Genomic DNA, 21,772 nt, shown 5'->3' with positions numbered 1-21,772 from the left:
AAAAATTATGAAAATCAAACTGCAATATTTCCTTATTACATTATTCGTCTCAGCCCAACTGTCGGCCCAAAAGAAAGACGAAAATATCGGTACCGAAGTGGTCAATGTAGTCAAACCTTACACACCGACGATTTCCGATGCATTCAAAGTAAAGGAAACTCCGGCCCAAGAAGATGAAGACAACACCAAACGCGAGCCCATCAAGTATTCGATTTATTCGTTTCCGGTGGCTTCAACTTTTGCTCCATCTAAAGGTAGAGCGGCCAATGTAGACAAGACGGCCCAAGAGCGCATTTACAAAAATTACGTGACCGGCGGTATTGGCAGTTATCTCGATTTGATGGGTGAACTTTACGTGACCGAAAACATTGGCGACTATGATTACGTGGCGGGCAACTTGAAACATCTGTCGGCTTTCACGAACGTCAAAGGTCTTGAGGTTGATAGCAAATTCCTGAATACTTCACTCGATTTGACTTATGGAAGTCGTAGAAAATCGTTGGCTTGGAATGCCGATATGGGTTATCAGGTACAGAAATATTACTGGTACGGTTTGCCCGATGATTTTGGCGCCGGTTTCAGTAATGCGGTTCGCGAAGACATCATCGAAGACATCAACAAAGTGCAGACTTACCACAATTTCTATGTGGGTGGAAAGCTCAAATTCAACGAGAGTGCGTTCAGCGACATGGATTTGAAATACAATGCCTTTTGGGATGCATTCGGTTCTCAGGAAAGCCGATTTTTTGCCAAGCCGAAATTTGCTTTTGATTTTCTTGAGAAAAGAATTACCACCGAAATCATTGCCGATTATGTTGGTGGTTCGTTTTATAAAAATTATAATGGTATCAGAAACCAGAGTTACGGCGTGACCAAGTTGGGTGTTTATCCGAGTTTTGGAATGAAGAAAGACGATTGGTCGTTCAACATTGGAGTTGGTTTGTTTTATGGTGCCGACAACGAGAACGACGAGAATAAAGTATTCTTTTATCCGCGCGCTACGGCAAATTTAAAAGTTGTCGGCGATTTGATGCAGTTTTATTTAGGCATCGATGGCGATTTGCAACAAAACTCTTACCGAGATTTCAGCAATCAAAATCCTTTTGTTTCGCCAACATTAATCATTACAACGACTGACCAACAGTATGATTTTTACGCAGGTTTGAAAGGAAAATTGTCGAATGAAATTAGCTACAACCTGCGCGGCTCGTTAATCAATGAAAAGAACAAGCCTTTATTTGTAGCCAACAACTACAGCGAAGCTCCGGGACAAGACCGATACAAATACGGCAACTCTTTTGGGGTAATTTACGATCTAGTGCGCACGACAAGATTGTTCGGAGAACTCAAAGCCGATTTTAGTAAAAACGTTACCGTAGGTATCAACGGAACTTTCAGCAAGTATACTACCGAAAACGAAAGAGAAGCTTGGAACCTGCCGCAAATTGAATTCGGTGCCAACCTCGATGTCACGATTACCGAAAAATGGTATGCCGGAGCGAATGTGTTTTTTGTAGGTGAACGCAAAGACCGCCAAACCAATCTTGATATTTTACCAATCGTAGTTTCAAACGATATCCAAACCGTAAAAAGCTATTTTGATGCGAATGCCCATCTGGGCTACAAATACACCGACCGCTTCACTGCCTTTTTGAGATTGAACAATTTAGCCAATCAAAATTATGAGCGTTGGCTCAATTTCCCGGTGCAGTCGTTTCAGGTAATGTTGGGCGCGAATTACAAATTTGATTTTTAATTTTCTTTGAGTGCCTTAGAACTTTTAATCTTGTTATTCAGCCGGTTTCGACTTGAAACAATAATTTTGTCATAAGGTTATTGTATTTATTAATATTTAACTTAGGCACTAAGGTACTAAGGCACTCAGGCACTTCCCAATGACTTTCAAGCAAAAAATCCACGCGCATTATTCGTTATTGATTCAAGACAAAATCGATGTCTTTCAAGATATGATTGCGGCCTTGACTGAAGATTCGAAAAACGACGCCAAAGGTTCTGCCGGCGACAAACATGAAACGACGCTTTCAATGATGCATCTCGAGCAAGAAAAGCTCAATCATAAATTACGGGAATATCTCGCTCAGAAAGCCGTTTTAGAGAAAATCAATCCGCTTTCAGAATCCACTAAAATCTGTTTAGGAAGTTTGGTTCAGGCCAACGGTATGTTACTTTTTATCGCGGCAGCTTTGCCCAAAATTAATGTAGATGAAAAAACCGTCATCGCCGTTTCTCCACAATCGCCATTAGGCAATGCGTTACTTGGGAATGAAGTGGGTTTCGTTTTTGAAATTCACAGATCTACTTATAGGGTTGAAACTATTTATTAATAATTTACGACCAAAACTCAAGAGCTGTAGTCGTTGTAATTGTCTTTAGCAGTCATCTTACGAATTGTATAAAGTCGATAGTTATTTTCTTTCTTTACTTTTATTAAATTATAAATTATTGTGTTTTTAATTTCATATTATAACTAATAAATTCAATTGTGTTTTCGTAATGTAATGTCATTTTGATATTTGCTTCAAATTTTTAAAATCATTGCAACATGTGCGGAATCGTATGCGCCTTTGACCTCAAACAAAAATCAGAAACCCTGCGGCCACAAGTTTTGGAAATGGCCAAAATTATTCGTCACCGCGGCCCGGACTGGAGCGGAATCTATTCAGACGATAAAGCCATTTTAGCCCACGAGCGTTTGGCGATTGTCGACCCTGCTTCTGGGAAACAGCCCTTAATCAGCCCCGACAAACAACTCATTCTCGCTGCCAACGGTGAAATCTATAACCACAGAATTTTAAGAAAGCAATTTGAAGGCAACTATCAGTTTCAAACTGAAAGCGATTGCGAAGTAATTCTGGCACTATACCAACAAAAAGGAGTTCATTTCCTAGACGAGATGAACGGTATTTTCGCCTTTGCGATTTACGATGTACAGCGTGACGAGTATTTCATCGCCCGCGATCACATGGGCATTATTCCGTTGTATATCGGTTGGGACCAAAACGGAACTTTTTTCGTCGCTTCTGAGCTTAAAGCACTAGAAGGTTATTGTACGAAAATCGAGCTGTTTCCTCCAGGACATTATCTCTCCAGTAAAGACGGCGAATTTGTTCAATGGTACAAAAGGGAATGGACCCAATACGATGCAGTTAAAGATAATACAACTAGTATAGAAGCAATAAAAACCGCATTGGAAGCCGCAGTGCACCGACAACTCATGAGCGATGTGCCGTATGGTGTGCTGCTTTCCGGCGGATTAGATTCTTCAATCACTTCGGCCATTGCCAAGAAATATGCTCAGAAAAGAATTGAATCGGACGATACGCAAGCCGCTTGGTACCCGCAATTGCACTCTTTTGCTGTTGGGCTCGAAGGCTCACCAGATTTGGCTGCCGCAAAGAAAGTCGCCGATCATTTGGGAACCATTCACCACGAAATCAAATTCACCATTCAAGAAGGTCTCGATGCCGTTCGCGATGTGATTTACAATATAGAAACTTATGATGTAACTACTATCCGAGCTTCCACACCAATGTATCTGATGGCGCGCGTGATCAAATCAATGGGAATTAAAATGGTGCTTTCCGGTGAAGGTTCAGACGAACTTTTTGGTGGCTATCTATACTTTCACAAGGCTCCGAACGCAAAAGAATTCCACGAAGAAACGGTTCGTAAGTTGAGTAAACTTCATATGTACGATTGCTTGCGGGCCAACAAAAGTTTAGCAGCTTGGGGCATTGAAGGCCGTGTTCCTTTTTTAGATAAAGAATTCATAGATGTTGCCATGCGCATCAACCCCGAAGATAAAATGATTCGCAACGGCCGTATCGAGAAATGGGTTTTGCGTAAAGCTTTCGAAGATATGTTACCCGAAAGTGTGGCTTGGAGACAAAAAGAGCAATTCAGCGACGGTGTGGGTTACAGTTGGATTGATACTTTGAAGGAAGTCGTTGCGAAAGAAGTTTCCGACGAGCAGTTGGCCAATGCGAAATTCAAATTCCCATTACAAACACCTACATCTAAGGAAGAATATTATTACCGCAGCATTTTCCATGAACACTTCCCGAGCGATGCCGCGGCATTATCAGTTCCGCAAGAAGCTAGTGTGGCTTGCAGCACCAAAATCGCTTTAGAATGGGATGAGGCTTTCAAGAACCTGAACGATCCGTCGGGCAGGGCAGTGGCGAGCGTTCATGATGATGCCTATATAAAAGTTTAAAATTGAGGGTTAGTTAATTATTGTTGTATTTTTAAAGCGTCGGTGCTAATCGGCGCTTTTTTTTTGCTTAACACGGATTGCACTACTTTGCACGAATTGATTTATGCATTTTAATTCGCGCTAATTAGTGAAATTAGTGTTGGATTTTTTATTTCTTGCATCCATGAAAATCACACTTTCCTTTCAATTCTACGAATTACCCTTAGCGCATCCTTTTACCATTTCCCGTTACACCGTGACAGTTCAAAAAACAGTTGTTGTTTGTATTTCCGATGGTATTTATTCAGGTTATGGCGAAGCGACGGTGAATCCTTATTACCATTCTACCGAAGAACGTCTGAGGACCAGTTTAATGAAGCTCAAGCCGATTGTTGATGTAGTTTCCGACATGCATCCGACAGCACTTTGGCCGCAATTGGCGCAAGTGGTTCCCGACGATTATTTCGCTTTGTGTGCCGTCGATATGGCCTATTGGGATTTTTATGCACGGAAGGATGACAAGAATTTACGCAGCTATTTTTCTGATGAAAACGCAACAGCACCTTTAACTTCATACACGATTGCTATCGATTCGCTTGAGATGATGCAGCAAAAAATTCTCGAAAAGCCTTGGCCGATTTATAAAATCAAATTAGGAATGCCCGACGATATTGAGATTGTCAAAAGCCTGCGCAAAATCACCGATGCTGTTTTCAGGATTGATGCCAATTGCGCTTGGACGGCAGAGCAAACTATCGAGAATGCTATAATCTTAAAAGCACTCAACGTAGAATTCATCGAACAACCTTTGAAAGCCAACGATATCGAAGGCATGAAACTCGTTCGCAAACACTCGGTTTTGCCTATTATCGCTGATGAAAGCTGTCAGCGCGAAGAAGATGTTAGTGTTTGTGCCGAACACTTTCACGGCATCAACATCAAACTCATGAAATGTGGCGGAATCACACCAGCGTTGCGAATGATTGAAAACGCAAGAAAAAAAGGCTTGTTATTAATGGCTGGTTGCATGACCGAATCGACTGTCGGTATTTCCGGTTTGTGCCAAATTGCATCACTTTTAGATTTTCTTGATGCCGATGGTGCACTTCTTTTGGCTGGCGATATAGCCGATGGCGTGCGTTTCGATTATGGTAAAATTTGCTATGCTGAAACCTCTGGAAATGGCGTGCAATTATATCGTGAATAAATCGTCAAAAATGTTGATAACTTCCCGCTTAAATCGGGCGTTTGGGCTGTGATATCCTGAGTGTTTTTATATATTTGCGTGTTCGAGAAAAACAGACCTATTTAGATAAAATTTTTATGAGCGAAGAAATCAAGAAGCACAATTATTCGGCAGATAGTATTCAGGCATTAGAAGGAATGGAGCACGTGAGAATGCGTCCTTCGATGTATATTGGAGATGTAGGAGTTAGAGGTTTACACCATTTAGTTTATGAAGTAGTAGATAACTCAATCGACGAGGCGATGGGCGGCCATTGCGATACCATCAATGTCACTATCAATGAAGACGGATCGGTTACCGTAGAAGACAACGGCCGTGGTATTCCGGTTGATATGCACAAAAAAGAAGGTGTTTCTGCTCTTGAAGTCGTTATGACGAAAATCGGTGCCGGAGGAAAGTTCGACAAAGATTCCTATAAAGTTTCTGGTGGTCTGCACGGTGTTGGGGTTTCGGTAGTGAACGCACTTTCGGAAAGAATGAAGTCGACAGTGTTTCGCGAAGGGAAAATCTACGAACAAGAATACGAACGCGGAAAGGCGATGTATCCGGTGAAGCAAATCGGAGAAACTACCAAACGCGGTACGATGCAGACGTTTTATCCGGACCATTTGATTTTTCAGCAAACCACTGAGTTTTCTTATGATACGCTTTCGGCCCGTATGCGCGAATTGTCATACTTGAACAAAGGAATCACCATTACCTTCACAGACCGTCGCGAGGTTGATAAAGACGGCAATTTCATTTCTGAAACTTTCCATTCTCAGGAAGGTTTGAAAGAGTATATCCGTTATCTCGATGGCAACCGTGAGCCGATTATTTCGCACGTAATCTCGATGGAGAACGAAAAAGGCGAAGTGCCGGTAGAGGTAGCTTTGATATACAACTCCAGCTATTCTGAGAATATTTTTTCTTACGTTAACAACATCAACACACACGAAGGTGGAACGCATTTGCAAGGATTCCGATCTGGGCTTACGCGCTCGCTAAAGAAATACGCCGATGCTTCGGGTATGCTCGACAAGCTCAAGTTCGAGATTTCGGGCGATGATTTCCGCGAAGGATTGACCGCGATTGTTTCGGTAAAAGTAGCCGAGCCACAGTTCGAAGGACAAACCAAAACCAAACTCGGTAACCGCGAGGTAGTTTCTCCGGTAAGCCAGGCGGTGAGCGAGATGGTCGAAAACTATCTGGAAGAAAACCCGAACGATGCGAAGATTATTGTTCAGAAAGTCATCTTGGCCGCACAAGCCCGTCACGCAGCGAAAAAGGCTCGTGAAATGGTGCAGCGCAAAACCGTTTTAGGCGGTGGTGGTTTGCCAGGAAAATTGTCTGATTGTTCCGAGCAAGATCCGGCAAGATGCGAGGTTTATTTGGTTGAGGGAGATTCGGCGGGCGGAACAGCCAAACAAGGCCGCGACCGAAACTTTCAAGCCATTTTACCTTTGCGTGGTAAAATCCTCAACGTGGAGAAAGCCATGCACCACAAAGTATTCGAGAACGAAGAAATCAGGAATATTTTTACCGCTTTAGGCGTAACGGTCGGAACCGCTGAAGACAGTAAGGCGCTCAACTTAGAGAAATTGCGTTACCATAAAGTCATCATCATGTGTGATGCCGATGTCGATGGTAGTCACATTGCTACTTTGATTCTAACGTTTTTCTTCCGCTTCATGCGCGAACTGATCGAGGAAGGCCACGTGTATATTGCAGCACCACCTTTGTATTTAGTGAAAAAAGGAAACAAAAAAGAGTACGCCTGGAACGATGACCAACGCGATTTGGCCAACGAAAGAATGGGCGGAAGTGCTTCGATCCAACGCTACAAAGGTTTGGGTGAGATGAACGCCGAGCAATTGTGGGAAACCACGATGGATCCGAACGCGAGAACTTTACGCCAAGTAAATATCGACAGTTTGGCTGAAGCCGACCGGATTTTCTCGATGCTGATGGGTGATGAGGTTCCGCCGCGCCGGGAATTTATTGAGAAGAATGCGGTGTATGCGAATATCGACGCTTAAGTCAATTAATAATTAATAGTGAATAATTAATAATTGCCTTAGCCCCGATAATTTAGCTTCGCTCAGTTCGGCTGAAGCCTCGGGTGATATTAAGAGGAGACCCGAAACCAAAGGTTGAATCGTATGGAGCGATAGCGAAATAAAAGTCCAGTGGACTTCAGGTATTTTTAGGGCTTCTGTCAATAGTAAGAGCCCTAGCCCCGATAGTAGTGAAAATCCTTTTGTGGCGGGGTTCGCCATAAAAGATTGCAACGAATAGCGGGATTAGCTTCTAAAAAAAATAAAACAACATAAATAAATATTTTAAAATGAAAGTTACCATAGTAGGAGCAGGCAACGTAGGAGCGACCTGTGCGGATGTGATCGCTTACAGAGGAATTGCGAGCGAAGTAGTCGTACTCGACATCAAAGAAGGTTTTGCTGAAGGCAAGGCGATGGATATTTCGCAATGTGCGGCCAACACCGGTTTCAATACCCGAGTGAGCGGCGTGACCAACGATTATAGCAAAACAGCCAACAGCGATGTGGTGGTGATTACTTCGGGGATTCCGAGAAAGCCGGGCATGACTCGTGAGGAATTGATCGGAATCAACGCAGGAATCGTAAAAGGCGTAGCGGAAAACTTGCTTCAACATTCTCCAAATGCGATCATGGTTGTAGTATCAAACCCGATGGATACAATGACTTATTTGGCTTTGAAATCGACCGGATTGCCGAAAAACAGAATTATTGGTATGGGCGGTGCTTTGGATAGCTCGCGTTTCAAATACTACTTGTCAAAAGCTTTGGATAAGCCGATTAATGACATCTCAGCGATGGTTATTGGCGGACACGGCGATACGACAATGATTCCTTTGACCAGATTGGCGGCATATAACGGAATTCCGGTTTCTGAATTTTTATCTCAGGAGCTGTTGGATAAGGTAGCAGCTGACACGATGGTAGGCGGTGCAACCTTAACCGGATTGTTGGGAACTTCTGCTTGGTATGCTCCGGGCGCTTCTGTCGCTTATTTGGTGGACAGCATCTTGAACGACCAACGTAAAATGATTGCTTGTTCGGTAATGCTCGAAGGCGAGTACGGACAAAACGATATTTGTATTGGAGTGCCATGTATTATTGGCAAAAACGGAATCGAGCAAATTGTCGATATCCAACTCAACGATACTGAAAAAGCCGCTTTTGCTAAGAGCGCCGATGCGGTTAGAAGCATGAACGCAGATTTGAAAACGGTTTTAGCTTAAGAGTTTTATATATATTAAGGAGAAGGCTGCAATCTTGCAGTCTTTTTTTTGATATAAATCAATAAATAAATTGGTTAATCTTATCCTAAATTATATATTTGCTCGGTTTTAAAAATTGGGCAAATTCCTGTTTTTAAAAACTTTGAAAAAATCTTTAAAAATCAATGTGTTTTTAACGGTTTGAAAGAACATTACAAACAAAAATCAATTAATTATTAGTAATAATGCAGAATAGAGGACTCGTTAAATTTTTTGCAATTTTATTTGCATTGGTAAGTATTTACCAGCTTTCTTTCACTTTCGTTGCACAAGGCGTTGAAAATGATGCCAAGGCTTTTGCGAAAGGCAATTCAGAAAAAGAAGTAAAATATCTGGATTCCATCGGGAAAGAAAAAGTATTCAATCTAGGATTTACCGATTTCACTTACAATGAAGTGAAAGACAAAAAAATCAATAAAGGTCTTGACCTTGAAGGAGGAATCAACGTACAGTTGCAAATCTCGGTGAAGGACATTATCAAAGGATTGGCAAACAATTCAAAGAATCCGGTCTTCAACCAAGCATTAGACAATGCCACTAAAAACCGCCAAGGTAACGAAGACTATCTTGATGTATTTTTCAGAGAATTTGAGAAAGCCGCTGCGGGTTCAACCAAACTAGCTTCTCCTGATATTTTCGCCAACAAAACTTTGGGTGACGAAATCAACTTCAAGATGACCGATGATCAAGCGAAAAAAGTCATTCGTAAAAAAGTAGACGAATCAATCGAGTCAGCTTTTGAAGTACTTAGAAAACGTATCGATAAATTCGGTGTAACCCAACCCAATATTCAAAAGTTAGGTCAGTCGGGAAGAATCTTGGTAGAGCTTCCGGGAGCAAAAGATGTAGATCGTATCAAGAAATTATTGCAAAGTACCGCTCAGTTAGAGTTTTGGGAAACATATAAAATCGATGAGTTGGGCAACTTCTTAATGGCTGCCAACAATGCGCTCAAAGCTACCGAGAAAGAAGTAGCTCCTGCTGCAGAAACAGCTACTGCAACCAACGACTCGATCAACAAACTTTTGACCGACGACAAAGCCAAAGATTCAACTGCTACTAAAAAAGGACAAAATCCATTAATTGATAAAATGGTGGCCCAAGGTGGCGGCGCTATTTTAGCCGTTGTAGATCCTAAAGATACCGCAGCAATCAACGGTTATTTGAAAAGACAAGACATCAAAGCTTTATTGCCAGCCGACAAACGTTATGCGAAATTCGTTTGGGGCAAACCATCGGTTGATATCGATGAAAAAACCAAAAAGCCAGTCACTACGGTTGGTTTATATGCCTTGAAAGGAAACCGCGACAACCAAGCGGCTATGAGCGGTGGTGTGGTAACTGACGCTAAAGATTCGTTTGACCAGTTAGGTAAGCCTTCAGTCACGATGCAAATGAATGGTGCCGGAGCCAAAGCTTGGGAAGAACTTACAGGAAAAGCCTACAGCACTAAAGGCTACATTGCGATTGTACTTGATGATGTAGTTTATTCAGCTCCAGGTGTAACCAGCGGCCCGATTTCAGGCGGACGTTCGGAAATTTCAGGCGTGTTTGATGTTACTGAAACTAAAGATTTAGCCAACGTTTTAAGAGCCGGTAAATTGCCAGCGGCCGCAGAGATTGTTCAATCAGAAGTTGTTGGGCCATCATTGGGTCAGGAAGCGATTGATAACGGTACTACTTCAGCGATTGTAGGTTTATTGATTGTAGCCTTGTGGATGTTGGTTTACTACGGAAAATCAGGTTGGTTCGCTAACATTGCATTGATAGTAAACTTGTTGTTCCTATTCGGAATCCTTGCCAGCTTAGGCGCAGTATTGACCTTGCCAGGTATCGCAGGTATCGTACTTACTATGGGTACGGCGGTCGACGCGAACATCATTATCTATGAAAGGGCAAAAGAAGAACTGCGCGCCGGTAAAGCCATTGACGAAGCCATTAAAGCGTCATTCGGTTGGAAAGGTGCGATGCGTTCTATCGTCGATGCCAACGTTACTCACGTACTTACAGGTGCGGTACTTTTGATTTTCGGTACAGGGCCTATCCAAGGTTTTGCTACTACCTTATTAATTGGTATTGCGACTTCATTGTTCACTTCTATTTTCATCTCAAGAATTTTATTAGACTGGAGTTTAAGCAAAGGCGACAAACTAACCTTCACTACCGGATTCTCTAAAAACTTCTTCACTAATTTCCACTTTGATTTCTTGAAGATTAAGAAATTCACTTATGCGTTCTCTTTGGTAGTTTGCGTGGTGAGCGTGATTTCATTGTACACTCACGGTTTGAACTATGGTGTCGATTTCAAAGGTGGAAGAACTTTCCAAGTGCGTTTTGAAAAGCCGGTTTCAGCAGAAGAAGTTCGTGAGGAATTGCTCAAAGTGTTCGACGGTAGCGCTGAAGCTAAAGTATTCGGAGCCGACAACCAATTGAAAATTACTACCAAATACAAAGTAGACGAAGCCGGAACTGAAGCCGATGCCGCAGTAAACCGCGTTTTGTATGACAACTTGAAAAAGCACTTCGGTCCGGAAATGACTTACGAGAAATTCGTGAACATTTACGAAGGCAAGAAATTGGGTATCCTTCAAGGTTCTAAAGTATCAGCAGCGGTTTCAGACGATATCAAAACCAACTCTTACTGGGCGGTTCTTGGTGCGATGCTTATTGTGTGTTTGTACTTAGTCATCTCGTTCAGAAAATGGCAATATTCACTCGGAGCGCTTGCTGCGGTAGCACACGACGTAATCTTCGTATTAGGAGCTTACTCATTGCTTTGGAAATACATGCCATTCGGTATGGAAATCGACCAACACTTCATCGCAGCTATCCTAACTGTTATCGGTTATTCGATGAACGATACGGTAATCGTATTCGACAGGGTGCGTGAATTCCTTGGCGGAAGAGGAGCAAAAGGAAACTTTAACCAAATCGTTAACCAGTCGATTAACTCAACCATGTCAAGAACCATCAACACTTCACTTACGATGATTTTGGTACTCTTGATCATGTTCATCTTCGGTGGTGAATCCATCCGCGGGTTCATCTTCGCGATGTTGATTGGTATCGTAGTAGGTACTTACTCTTCGCTGTTCATCGCAACGCCAGTATTGTGCGACACGATTTCAGATGCAGAACACAAAAGAATCGAAGAAGAGCACAACAGAGACTAATTCTTCAAACTATATAAAAAAAGCCCGGTAGTGATATCGGGCTTTTTTTTTGGAGGTGCTGAGGAACTGAGTGACTAAGGTTCTAAGGTCTTTTAGGAGCCGGGAACCTGCTTTCCGCTGTAGTCCTTGCTGCGCCTTTCGGGTAAACCTTCGGGTCTGACGCAGGAGGAATCTCATTTTTATTTGCGCCTTTGCGTCTTTGCGTGAGATATTTTTTATTGTCTCGCAAAGACGCAAAGGCGCAAAGTTTTTTTGGAGTGTAAATTTTAGGAGCCGGGAACCTGCTGTCCGCTGTATCTTTTTTGTTCGTTCCTCTCAAAAAAGGATGCCGCTCCCATCAGGGCTAGGCTTTTGTGCAATAATTCAACTTTGCTTTAAATGATGGGCCACCGCGCCACCTGGCTCCTTCGCTAAACCAATCCACTGGATTGGTTTTTGACGCTCGGTCCTCATCAGGGCTACGGCTGTGGAGTTCATTTGCTAACTTTCCCCATCCGGAGCAATAAAGGAAAATTCACTTTTCGGGCTTGGGTTCCGTAAGCGGTTTTGAGTTTTTCGGCAACCAAATCCACCGGATTGTGCCCATTCGCTTTTTGGTAATGCTTCACCGCCGACCAGGTGTTCAGATAGCCCATCAAGTGGTCAAAATTCCAGTGGTAAGTATTATTGAAATCCGTCGCCTGAATTGCCTCGAAAGGAAACGGAATCGTTTGATAGCGCTCATCTATATAACGTCGCTCGGCATCCCAATATGGGCCAATAATGTTGCGGTAAAAGTTCAGAATTAGCGCATCGATTTCCGGTGTGATTTTCAATAAGCCATAACCAATCACTAGCATTAGAGCATTGTCCTTGGCGGTGCGGTTGACTTCGCGATAGAACTTCTCAAAATCAAACCAATGAATGGCTTGAGCGACTACAATCAAATCAAAAAAAACATCGGGAAAATTCGTCTGCTCCGCGGCTTGCACCGAGTATTCAATGTTGGGTAATCTCTCTGCTTGCTCGATTTGCGCCGCACTAATATCGGTAGCATATACCTTATGAATGAACTCAGACAATTTCACGGCCACTTGCCCGTTTCCGGTACCGCAATCCCAAGCCGTTTGACAGCTCGGCAGTTGGCTTTTGAGATAAGCAAATAAAGCCTCAGGATAGCCCGGTCTGAATTTAGCGTATTGGTCTGAAGCGGTAGAGAAGTTGTCTTTCATGATTACTGCTTTTGTACTTTTATCTGCCGCCGCTAAGTATGCTCAAGAATTTGTATTTTCCAGAGAGTCTAAACAACAAATAGGCTCCGAGCAAGGCTACTAAAATTTGCATCAAAATCAGTCCCAGTGAATCGCTAATCATTCTTTTTAATATCGGATACGAAATGACAATAATTGGAGAATGATACAAATGTAAAAGATAACTGTAGCGGCTGGTATTGTAGAACGCAAACTGCCAATCGATCAAGAGTAGAAACACCAAAAAGGCTAAGGGAAATTTCAATAAATCTATAAAGAAAAAGCCAATCACAATCGTTGCTATTGCTGTTATTGAGGTCAGCCATTTCTTGTCGATGTAGCTTTTTGAACTGGCGTATGAAATGCCCAATACAAATAATAAAGCTACATCGGTTCTCAAAATTAATGTACCAAATAGCAACAGAGGAATCAAGATCCAGAGTGTTTTCCATTCTCTTTGGGTGGCCAAAGCAATTATAGAAAAAATCACAAAAATATCCCTGACAAAATAAGTCGGCGGGTTAATAGGTGGCGAATGTAGGGCAAAAAAACCTTCAGTAATTAAGTGGTAATCATAAGTCAGTCGATTCAGTGCATTGTATCCTACCACATAATTCAGAAATAAAACAATAAACAGAATCAAGCCATTGGCTATTAAATAAGGAACCAACAAACTTTTGACCTTGCTAAAAAATAAATTAGGTTTCAGCCGCGAGACTTCGTAATACAGATATCCGGATACGATAGAAAGAATCGCCGTTCCGAAAGTAGGTATTTTCTCGATGATAAAATAGGTAACGCCCTGAGTCAAGTCGTTTCTCGTATGTGTAAATACAATTAGAATAACCGCTATCAGCCGGATTAATTCAATGCTTGACTTCATTTAAATAACACTTGCTTTAGAGTCGATAATAGTGCGGTCGTTATGCGATAGAAACAAATACTATAGTTCGTCAATGGGTTTGTCGGCAGTGAAAATGAAGTATAACCCAATCAACACAAACGGGATACTGAGCCATTGCCCGGTAGAAAATAAGCCCAGATATTCTTCTATACCACCTTGGCTTTCTTTAACATATTCTACTACAAAGCGCACGGTCCAGAGCAAGACTAGGAAAGTGCCGAAGAGCAATCCTTGGCGTTCCCTCAAGTCGGTTCTCCAATACATGTAAAACAAGATAGCAAATACCAATACATAGCAAGCCGATTCATACAATTGTGCCGGGTGTTTGGCTGGAACTTCTTGTAATAAATTCGCGTATTTAGAATCGGTAACAATGGCGTTGTAAGCATCTTTTACGTTCGAGATTCCGGTTCTGTTCATGGCTTCGCGCGCACTGAAATGGTCTTTAACGAACCGAACACCTAAAGCAGAATCGGTCGTGGTGCCGATAATTTCGGAGTTGAAAAAATTTCCTATTCTAACGAAAATTGCACCGCTGGCCACCGGAATTACTACTCTGTCGAGTACCCAAAGCAACGGTTTTTGCATCACTTTTTTACTGAAGTAATACATGGCAATAATAATCGCAATGGCAGCACCGTGGCTGGCCAAGCCTTGAAAACCGGTAAATTCAAAATGCGGGTCAAAACGGAACGGCAACAAAATTTCAGAAAGGTGGTTGCGGTAATATTCCCAGTCGTAAAAGAAAACATGCCCCAAGCGCGCGCCCAGCAAAGTGGCTAAAACCGTCCAGATGAATAGGGAATCCAGTTTTTCTAGTGGCTCGCCTTCACGCTCAAAAATGCGCTTCATGATATACCAACCCAATCCGAAAGCAATCACAAACATCAAACTGTAGTAGCGAATCACGAAAAAGCCAAGGTCAATGCCTTCGGTCGGGTTCCAGATAATCGATAAAGGTGCGCTCATGCGTTGAGAATTTTTGATTTGCCGTAAAAATAAAGATTAAAAATAAAAGACTACTTAAAAATAACCTAATCTTTGGTTGTTGCTTTTCTGGGCGGCACCGGATCGTAGCCGGTTTTTCCCCAAGGATGGCAACTCAAAATTCGTTTGAGAGCCAAGTAATTTCCGTAGAAAATGCCGTGGGTTTGAATGGCTTCGATGGCGTATTGCGAGCAAGTCGGACTAAAACGACAGCTTGATGGCGTAAATGGGGAAATTGCCGATTGGTAGAACCGGATTAATAGGATGAACGGTAATTGGAAGATTTTGCTGAGCATTTTTCAGTTGTCAGTTCTCGGTTTTCGGTTGTACGTTATCCTTATTTGGTTGGTGTATCAGTTAATTCGATGCTTTTTAAAAATCCTCCACGAAATCAAATTTCTGGAACTCAAAACTGGCAACCCATTGATTAACGATTGAAGATTAACGATTTTTGATTTTTGAACGTTTTGTTTACGGAAAGTTGAACTAAAGTTTCTCAAAGTAATTTCTTAGAATGAAGTACTTGTTGATCGTTAATTCCACAATACGAAACCTACAACTCACAACCTACAACTGAATAAGCCGTTAATTCCAGAATACAAAACTCACCACTCAAAACCACAACTCAGATTCTTGATATTACAAACTAAAAGTCGTTCCGTCTTTGCCGTCTTTCAATTGAATATCCAAAGCCAAGAGTTGGTCACGGATTTGGTCTGAAAGTGCAAAGTTTTTATCGGCGCGCGCATGGTTGCGCATATTGATTAGCAATTGAATCACGCCTTCGAGTTTTTGGGTGTTTTCGCCAGAAGCTTTTTCATTAGTCAACCCTAGAACATCATAAACGAATGCGTTCATGGTCGCCGTCAATAATTCCAAATCTGATGCGGAGACAGTCGCGGTTTGGTCGTTTAAGATATTGATGAAACGCACTCCTTCAAATAATTGTGCAATCAGAATCGGGCTGTTGAAATCGTCGTTCATGGCGTCGTAGCAAGATTGTCTCCAGGCTGCAATATCTATAGTTGATGAATTTCCAGCTTTGATTCCATTCAAAAGCGACATGGCTTCCATAAGACGATTGTAGCCTTTTTCAGCGGCAATGATTGCATCGTCAGAGAAATCGAGTATGCTGCGGTAATGCGCTTGCAACATGAAAAATCTAGCGACACTAGGAGAGAAGGCTTTGCTCAAAAACGGACTTTCACCAGTTAAGATTTCGCGTGGTAGAATATTATTGCCCGTGGATTTGGCCATTTTTTTCCCGTTAAGCGTAAGCATATTGGCGTGCATCCAGTAATTGACTGGTGTGTTGCCGGTGCAAGCTTCGTTCTGGGCGATTTCGCATTCGTGGTGTGGGAATTTCAAATCCATGCCGCCGCCGTGAATGTCAAAATGATTGCCGAGATATTTGGTGCTCATAGCGGTACATTCAAGGTGCCAGCCCGGAAAACCGTCGCCCCAAGGTGATGGCCAACGCATGATGTGTTGTGGTTCGGCTTTTTTCCAGAGTGCGAAATCCTGAAAATTGCGTTTGTCTGATTGGCCGTCGGTGTCGCGGGTGTTGGCCAGCATTTCGTCGATGTTTCTGCCGCTGAGAATGCCGTAATGATTCGTCTGGTTGAATTTCACCACATCAAAATAAACCGAGCCGTTAGATTCATAGCCTATGCCAGTGTCGATGATTTTTTTGACGATCTCGATTTGTTCGATAATGTGTCCGGTTGCTGTGGGCTCTATGCTCGGCGGCAAGAAGTTGAAAGCATTCAGAATTTCGTGGAAATCAACAGTATATTGTTGCACGACTTCCATTGGCTCTAATTTTTCTAAGCGTGCTTTTTTGGCGATTTTGTCTTCGCCTTCATCCACGTCGTCTACGATATGACCGACATCGGTAATGTTACGCACATAACGCACTTTGTAACCCAAATGCAACAAATACCGGAAAATCACATCGAACGACATGAAAGTCCTGACATTGCCCAAATGCACATTGCTGTATACGGTTGGCCCACAAACATACATTCCGACGCTGCCTTCATGGATGGGTTGGAACAGTTCTTTTTCGCCGCTGAGCGAATTGTAAATTTTGAGCGTTTGGTTTTTGTAAAGCTGCATTTTTTTGGATTCGTGATTAGTGGTTGCGTTATTGGATAATGCCCAGTAGCCCTAGCCCCGATAGTAGTGAAAATCCTTTTGTGCTGGGGTTCAGCGCAAAAGATTGCAACGTATAGCGGGACCAGCTTCTGAAAACGAAGATATTAAAAATTAGTGTCTAGTTGGATGAACTGTAAAAATTCGCGACGTTTTTGCTCGTTTTTGAAAGCGCCTCCGTATTCAGCTGTTACAGTGCTGCTTTCGATGTCTCGGATGCCGCGGGAATTCACGCAAAGGTGTTTGGCATCGATCACGCAGGCCACGTCTTCGGTGCCCAAAGCGCGTTGCAATTCCTGAACAATCTGCATGGTGAGACGTTCCTGTACTTGAGGACGCTTGGCATAATAATCAACGATGCGGTTCATTTTGGAAAGCCCGATGACCTTGCCGTTGGAAATGTAAGCCACATGAGCACGGCCGATGATTGGCAACAAATGGTGCTCGCAGGTAGAGTAGAGCGTGATGTTCTTCTCCACGAGCATTTCGCCGTATTTGTAATTGTTCTCGAAGGTAGAGCCGTTGGGTTTTTTGTTGGGGTTGAGCCCGCCGAAGATTTCTTTCACAAACATTTTAGCCACGCGGTTCGGAGTGCCTTTGAGGCTGTCGTCGGTGAGGTCCATACCGAGGGTTTGCAGGATGTTGTGAACGTCTTTTTTGATGGCTTCGATTTTTTGTTCGTCTGAAAGTTCGAAGGCATCTTTTCTGATCGGATTGGTTGCGTTGGTGGCAATATGGTCGTCTCCGATCGCGTCGAAAGATTCGTCGTTTGTTGTCATTAAATAACGGAATTAGGGTAGCAATTTTTTAAGCGTCAAAGATAAATAATAAAAGACTAAGAATTTCAAGGGCTGTTAAATTTTAAACTTATTTGAATTTGAAAAGAAATAATTGTAAAAAATTTGTAAATTTCGCAGCCAAAAAACCAACCAAAATGAAAAAGTTTTTACCTTTTTATGTACTCATTTTCATGAGTATAACTAAAATATATTCTCAAAACCTAGCCCTTAACGGAGATTTTAGCGGTGGCAACACGGACTTTGTTTCAGACTATGTGAATGCGGCCAGCAACACGACTCCGGGTTCACCATTGTATGGCGTGGTAAGCAACCCGAGCAGTTGGGATGCCAGTTACCCAACTTGTGGTGATCACACTGGTTCGTTTGGTAATATGTTGGTTTTGAACAGCGCCAATTTAAATAATACAGTTTGGAAGCAGACCATTGCCGTTACTGCAGGTAAAAATTATCAATTTAGTTATTGGGTGCAATCATTACAGGCTACTAGTCCAGCGGCATTGCAAGTGGTGATTAATGGCGTAAATGCTGGAACGGTTAGTAATGCACCAGCTACTACGGCTTGTGGAAATTGGTTGCGAGTGGTAGTCAATTGGAGTTCGGCGGCCAGCACTTCTGCAGTAGTCGAAATTAAGCACAATGTCGGTACTCTAGGAAATGCTTTTGCCATAGACGATATAGTTTTCACTGCTTTGCCTACTGCTACTATTACCGGAACCAATTCGGTTTGTAATAACAGTGTTGGGAACTTCGTAACCTTTACCGGTGCTGACGGAATAGCTCCATATACTTTCATCTACAATGTCAATGGAGGAACGAATCAATCGATTACAACAACTCTAGGAAATAGCATTACATTACCTGTGCCTACCAATACTGTAGGCACTTTTAATTATAACTTGATTAGCGTAGCATACGGAACTACTCCTGTATTTACACAAAACCAAACCGGTACGGCTACTATCACAGTTTTACCATTGCCAACTGCAAGTATTTCGGGTAGTGCTTATGTTTGTTCCGGAGCTTCAGGTAACGTTACTTTTACCGGAACACCGAATGCCACTGTAAATTACACAATCAATAATGGTGCGCCACAAAGTGTGGTTTTGGATGCTGCGGGAAATGCTGTCGTTAATTCTGGGCCTATTACTGCAAGCGCGACTTATGAATTAGTGACTGTGGTTTCTAGCGGAACTCCAACTTGTAGTCAAAGTATCACAGGATCAGCTGTTTTAAGTGTTCCGACTTCGACCATTTTCGGAAACACGACCATTTCTCCTGGTGAGTCGGCTGTGATTACGTTTTTTGGAACACCGGGCGTTACGGTGAATTTTACCTCGGTGTTAGGGCCAGCAAGTGTAGTTTTGAATGCTTCAGGTGTTGGTTATTATAATATTCCTTATATCGATACTACAACAGTTTTTTCATTGGTTGATGCTACAGTAGGTTCTTGTGTAACTCCACTAACCGGAAGTGTTACCATTACGGTTCGTTCAATTTGTGATATTGCAAGTACCGGTGATTTACCTTTGGCCGAGGTAAGTATTGTGGCTCCTCAGGCAGTTTGTAACTTGGGTGACTGTACCGATTTGCTAGCCGAGTATACTAAAATCGCCAGCACTGATGATGGTAATGCCGTTACAGCTGACTATGCGGTTTGTCAGATTCCATATGCACCTACTTTTCCCTTTACTGGAGGAACAGTGATCAACGCAACCGGAGATGATAGTTGGTCAAATATTGTTACTTTACCATTTGATTTTAGTTTTTACGGAAACTGCTATAATAATGTTTTGGTAGGAACCAATGGTGTCATCACTTTTGATTTAATTGGGCAGACTCCACTTGGAGGTTGTGCATGGCAGTACAACCAAACTATCCCTAACGCTGGCTTTCCTATCAAAAATGCTATTTACGGCGTTTATCAGGATACCAACATTGCCGCGCCGCCCGTGACCAATGTCGCACTTCAAAATGTAAACTATTATATACTCGATACAGGTGTGAATGCTGAACCCAATCGAGTATTTGTTGCAAATTTTAATGAATTGCCACAATTTCAGTGCAATAACAGTGTGGGTTTCCAGACCAGTCAGATTGTGATTCATGAAGCTACTAACATTATTGAGGTGTTAGTGAGCCGCAGAACTTCTTGCACCACTTGGAATAATGGTAGTGGTCTTATCGGAATTCAAAATGCTGCGGGAAATATTGCATTACCAGCGCCTGGAAGAAATACAGGTACTTGGAACACCACCAATGAAGCTTGGCGTTTTTCTCCAATAGGAAGACCAAGTGCGATTACAACAGAACTTTCTTGGGAGGAAGATGGCAACCCAATTCCAGGCTCATTAAATCAGAATCCGATCACAGTTTGCCCAACCTCTACCCATACTTACAGTGCGGTTGTAACTTATAAAAAATGCAACGGAACTAGTGTAGAGGTTAGAGATGATGTAACTGTAGGAGTTGCTACTCCATTGCCTGTAGCCGATCCGCAGAATATTACTTTTTGCTCCTCTGCATTGCCGCCATACACTGTTGATATCAATCAAAATGCTGCAATGTTAAGCACAGTGCCCGTGGCCGACCAAGGAAACTACAGTATTACTTATTATGAGCGTTTTGACGATGCTAAGAATGCGGCGCCGACCAATATCGATTTTACTTCTGTTGCTGATTTATCTACTTATCAAGTGACCACTTTGCCCAAAACAATCTACGTAAGAATCGAAGATTTGGTCACCACGGGTTGTTTTAATGTGAGGCCTTTTGTGATTGATGTGGTTTCAAGCCCGTCGGGTACTTTTGCTTATCCAGGCTCACCTTTATGTAACAATGATGCGGTTCCGATTGCGCCTACTCTGTATTCTTTAACTTCAGGCGGAACTTTCTCAGCATCTTCTCCGAACTTATCAATTAACCCTACCACTGGAGCAATCAATGGGGCAGCAAGCCTTGTTGGTAACTATATTGTTAGTTATGACATTCCTGCGACAGCATTATGTCCGGCTTTACATGAAGAGGCCACAGTTGAAATCATTGCCTGTAGCTGTACGGTTACTGCCTCTTCGTCTTTAGAAAAAGTTTGTGTGGGTTCATTGATGAATTCTATTACTTACACTTCAACTCCAGCTGCGATTTCCGGATCTGTCAATCCTACTGATTTGCCTGCTGGGGTAACTGCTAGTTTCTCAGGGGGAACATTGACTATTTCAGGAACACCAACAGCTTCAGGTGTTTTTACATTTCCAGTGACGATGTTCTCAGGTCCAACAGATTCTTGTACAACTACTACTACTATCGAAGTTAGTGCACTCCCCACAGCAACTCTATCATCAGGCACTACGATTTGTTCAGGCACGAGTACGACCTTGACTATTACGGGCACTGCTGGTGCTACGGTGACCTATAATGTTGGAAGCGGCCCGAATACGACCACGACTTTGGATGCTGCTGGTAACGGGACGATTAACACTGGGAATTTAACGGCTGCCACTACCTACAATTTAATCAGCATTGATTCTAACGGTACGCCCAACTGCAGCCAGACACTCACGGGTTCCTCGACAATCAACATTACCAACCTTCCTACGGTAGCCATCTCGGGCACTGCGACGATTTGCTCGGGAGACACCGCTACGATAACCTTTACCGGTACGCCCAATGCTACAGTGACTTACTTGATAAACAATACCGGTTCGGCTCAGAGTATTACTTTGGACGGAGCAGGAACAGCTAGTTTTACGACTTTACCATTAACAT

At 42.6% G+C, this 21,772-nt stretch carries 13 protein-coding genes and 1 pseudogene; 8 read left to right on the top strand and 6 right to left on the bottom strand.

The window, feature by feature from the left end:
• Positions 1-7: 7 nt before the first annotated feature.
• The 7 genes from G4D82_RS07255 to secDF all read left to right on the top strand — a co-directional run bounded on the left by G4D82_RS07255 (position 8) and on the right by secDF (position 11,936).
• Positions 8-1,756 carry a TonB-dependent receptor gene (locus G4D82_RS07255; RefSeq protein WP_166336104.1) on the top strand — a complete coding sequence of 583 codons (1,749 nt, stop codon included), beginning with the start codon at positions 8-10 and terminating at the stop codon, positions 1,754-1,756.
• Between the two features lie 139 nt (positions 1,757-1,895).
• A complete protein-coding gene (locus G4D82_RS07250) occupies positions 1,896-2,345 on the top strand; it encodes a hypothetical protein (RefSeq protein ID WP_166336102.1) in 450 nt (149 codons plus the stop codon).
• 218 nt (positions 2,346-2,563) lie between these two features.
• The gene (gene asnB / locus G4D82_RS07245) at positions 2,564-4,237 is read left to right on the top strand and encodes an asparagine synthase B (protein WP_166336100.1); all 1,674 of its coding nucleotides are present in this window, start codon (positions 2,564-2,566) and stop codon (positions 4,235-4,237) included.
• A gap of 163 nt (positions 4,238-4,400) precedes the next feature.
• Positions 4,401-5,423: a dipeptide epimerase gene (locus tag G4D82_RS07240; RefSeq protein ID WP_166336098.1), complete on the top strand. Its 1,023-nt coding sequence runs from the start codon at positions 4,401-4,403 to the stop codon at positions 5,421-5,423.
• Positions 5,424-5,539: 116 nt separating this feature from the next.
• A complete protein-coding gene (gene gyrB / locus G4D82_RS07235) occupies positions 5,540-7,480 on the top strand; it encodes a DNA topoisomerase (ATP-hydrolyzing) subunit B (protein WP_166336096.1) in 1,941 nt (646 codons plus the stop codon).
• A 308-nt stretch (positions 7,481-7,788) separates the two neighbouring features.
• Positions 7,789-8,724 carry a malate dehydrogenase gene (locus G4D82_RS07230; protein ID WP_166336094.1) on the top strand — a complete coding sequence of 312 codons (936 nt, stop codon included), beginning with the start codon at positions 7,789-7,791 and terminating at the stop codon, positions 8,722-8,724.
• 224 nt (positions 8,725-8,948) lie between these two features.
• Complete coding sequence (gene secDF, locus G4D82_RS07225; RefSeq protein WP_166336092.1) at positions 8,949-11,936, top strand: protein translocase subunit SecDF; 2,988 nt, start codon at positions 8,949-8,951, stop codon at positions 11,934-11,936.
• Positions 11,937-12,409: 473 nt separating this feature from the next.
• Here secDF and G4D82_RS07220 read toward each other — a convergent pair whose 3' ends face one another.
• The 6 genes from G4D82_RS07220 to folE all read right to left on the bottom strand — a co-directional run bounded on the left by G4D82_RS07220 (position 12,410) and on the right by folE (position 17,989).
• Positions 12,410-13,147 (bottom strand): class I SAM-dependent methyltransferase, encoded by a 738-nt coding sequence (locus G4D82_RS07220; RefSeq protein WP_166336090.1) that lies wholly within the window; start codon positions 13,145-13,147, stop codon positions 12,410-12,412.
• 19 nt (positions 13,148-13,166) lie between these two features.
• Positions 13,167-14,048 carry an acyltransferase family protein gene (locus G4D82_RS07215; RefSeq protein ID WP_166336088.1) on the bottom strand — a complete coding sequence of 294 codons (882 nt, stop codon included), beginning with the start codon at positions 14,046-14,048 and terminating at the stop codon, positions 13,167-13,169.
• Between the two features lie 60 nt (positions 14,049-14,108).
• On the bottom strand, positions 14,109-15,038 hold the full coding sequence (gene lgt / locus G4D82_RS07210) for a prolipoprotein diacylglyceryl transferase (RefSeq protein ID WP_166336086.1): 930 nt from the start codon (positions 15,036-15,038) through the stop codon (positions 14,109-14,111).
• 65 nt (positions 15,039-15,103) lie between these two features.
• The gene (gene yidD, locus G4D82_RS07205) at positions 15,104-15,352 is read right to left on the bottom strand and encodes a membrane protein insertion efficiency factor YidD (RefSeq protein ID WP_166336084.1); all 249 of its coding nucleotides are present in this window, start codon (positions 15,350-15,352) and stop codon (positions 15,104-15,106) included.
• 343 nt (positions 15,353-15,695) lie between these two features.
• Complete coding sequence (gene cysS, locus G4D82_RS07200) at positions 15,696-17,174, bottom strand: cysteine--tRNA ligase (protein ID WP_166336082.1); 1,479 nt, start codon at positions 17,172-17,174, stop codon at positions 15,696-15,698.
• 143 nt (positions 17,175-17,317) lie between these two features.
• Complete coding sequence (gene folE / locus G4D82_RS07195) at positions 17,318-17,989, bottom strand: GTP cyclohydrolase I FolE (protein WP_166336080.1); 672 nt, start codon at positions 17,987-17,989, stop codon at positions 17,318-17,320.
• A 155-nt stretch (positions 17,990-18,144) separates the two neighbouring features.
• Here folE and G4D82_RS07190 point away from each other — a divergent pair.
• Positions 18,145-21,772 (top strand): annotated as a pseudogene (locus G4D82_RS07190) (hypothetical protein); the annotation flags it as partial.

This window comes from Flavobacterium lotistagni (genome assembly GCF_011392125.1).
Classification (GTDB): Bacteria; Bacteroidota; Bacteroidia; order Flavobacteriales; family Flavobacteriaceae; genus Flavobacterium; species Flavobacterium lotistagni.
The sequence above is the reverse complement of the archived record's forward strand: the minus strand, read 5'-3'. Positions and strand labels throughout refer to the sequence as shown.

Excerpts from the sequence above, each read along its gene's own strand:
- gyrB (WP_166336096.1), top strand. The coding sequence starts at position 5,540 with ATGAGCGAAGAAATCAAGAAGCACAATTATTCGGCAGATAGTATTCAG.
- folE (WP_166336080.1), bottom strand. The coding sequence starts at position 17,989 with ATGACAACAAACGACGAATCTTTCGACGCGATCGGAGACGACCATATT.
- G4D82_RS07220 (WP_166336090.1), bottom strand. The coding sequence starts at position 13,147 with ATGAAAGACAACTTCTCTACCGCTTCAGACCAATACGCTAAATTCAGA.
- asnB (WP_166336100.1), top strand. The coding sequence starts at position 2,564 with ATGTGCGGAATCGTATGCGCCTTTGACCTCAAACAAAAATCAGAAACC.
- G4D82_RS07230 (WP_166336094.1), top strand. The coding sequence starts at position 7,789 with ATGAAAGTTACCATAGTAGGAGCAGGCAACGTAGGAGCGACCTGTGCG.
- cysS (WP_166336082.1), bottom strand. The coding sequence starts at position 17,174 with ATGCAGCTTTACAAAAACCAAACGCTCAAAATTTACAATTCGCTCAGC.
- G4D82_RS07255 (WP_166336104.1), top strand. The coding sequence starts at position 8 with ATGAAAATCAAACTGCAATATTTCCTTATTACATTATTCGTCTCAGCC.
- G4D82_RS07250 (WP_166336102.1), top strand. The coding sequence starts at position 1,896 with ATGACTTTCAAGCAAAAAATCCACGCGCATTATTCGTTATTGATTCAA.
- yidD (WP_166336084.1), bottom strand. The coding sequence starts at position 15,352 with ATGCTCAGCAAAATCTTCCAATTACCGTTCATCCTATTAATCCGGTTC.
- G4D82_RS07215 (WP_166336088.1), bottom strand. The coding sequence starts at position 14,048 with ATGAAGTCAAGCATTGAATTAATCCGGCTGATAGCGGTTATTCTAATT.
- secDF (WP_166336092.1), top strand. The coding sequence starts at position 8,949 with ATGCAGAATAGAGGACTCGTTAAATTTTTTGCAATTTTATTTGCATTG.
- lgt (WP_166336086.1), bottom strand. The coding sequence starts at position 15,038 with ATGAGCGCACCTTTATCGATTATCTGGAACCCGACCGAAGGCATTGAC.
- G4D82_RS07240 (WP_166336098.1), top strand. The coding sequence starts at position 4,401 with ATGAAAATCACACTTTCCTTTCAATTCTACGAATTACCCTTAGCGCAT.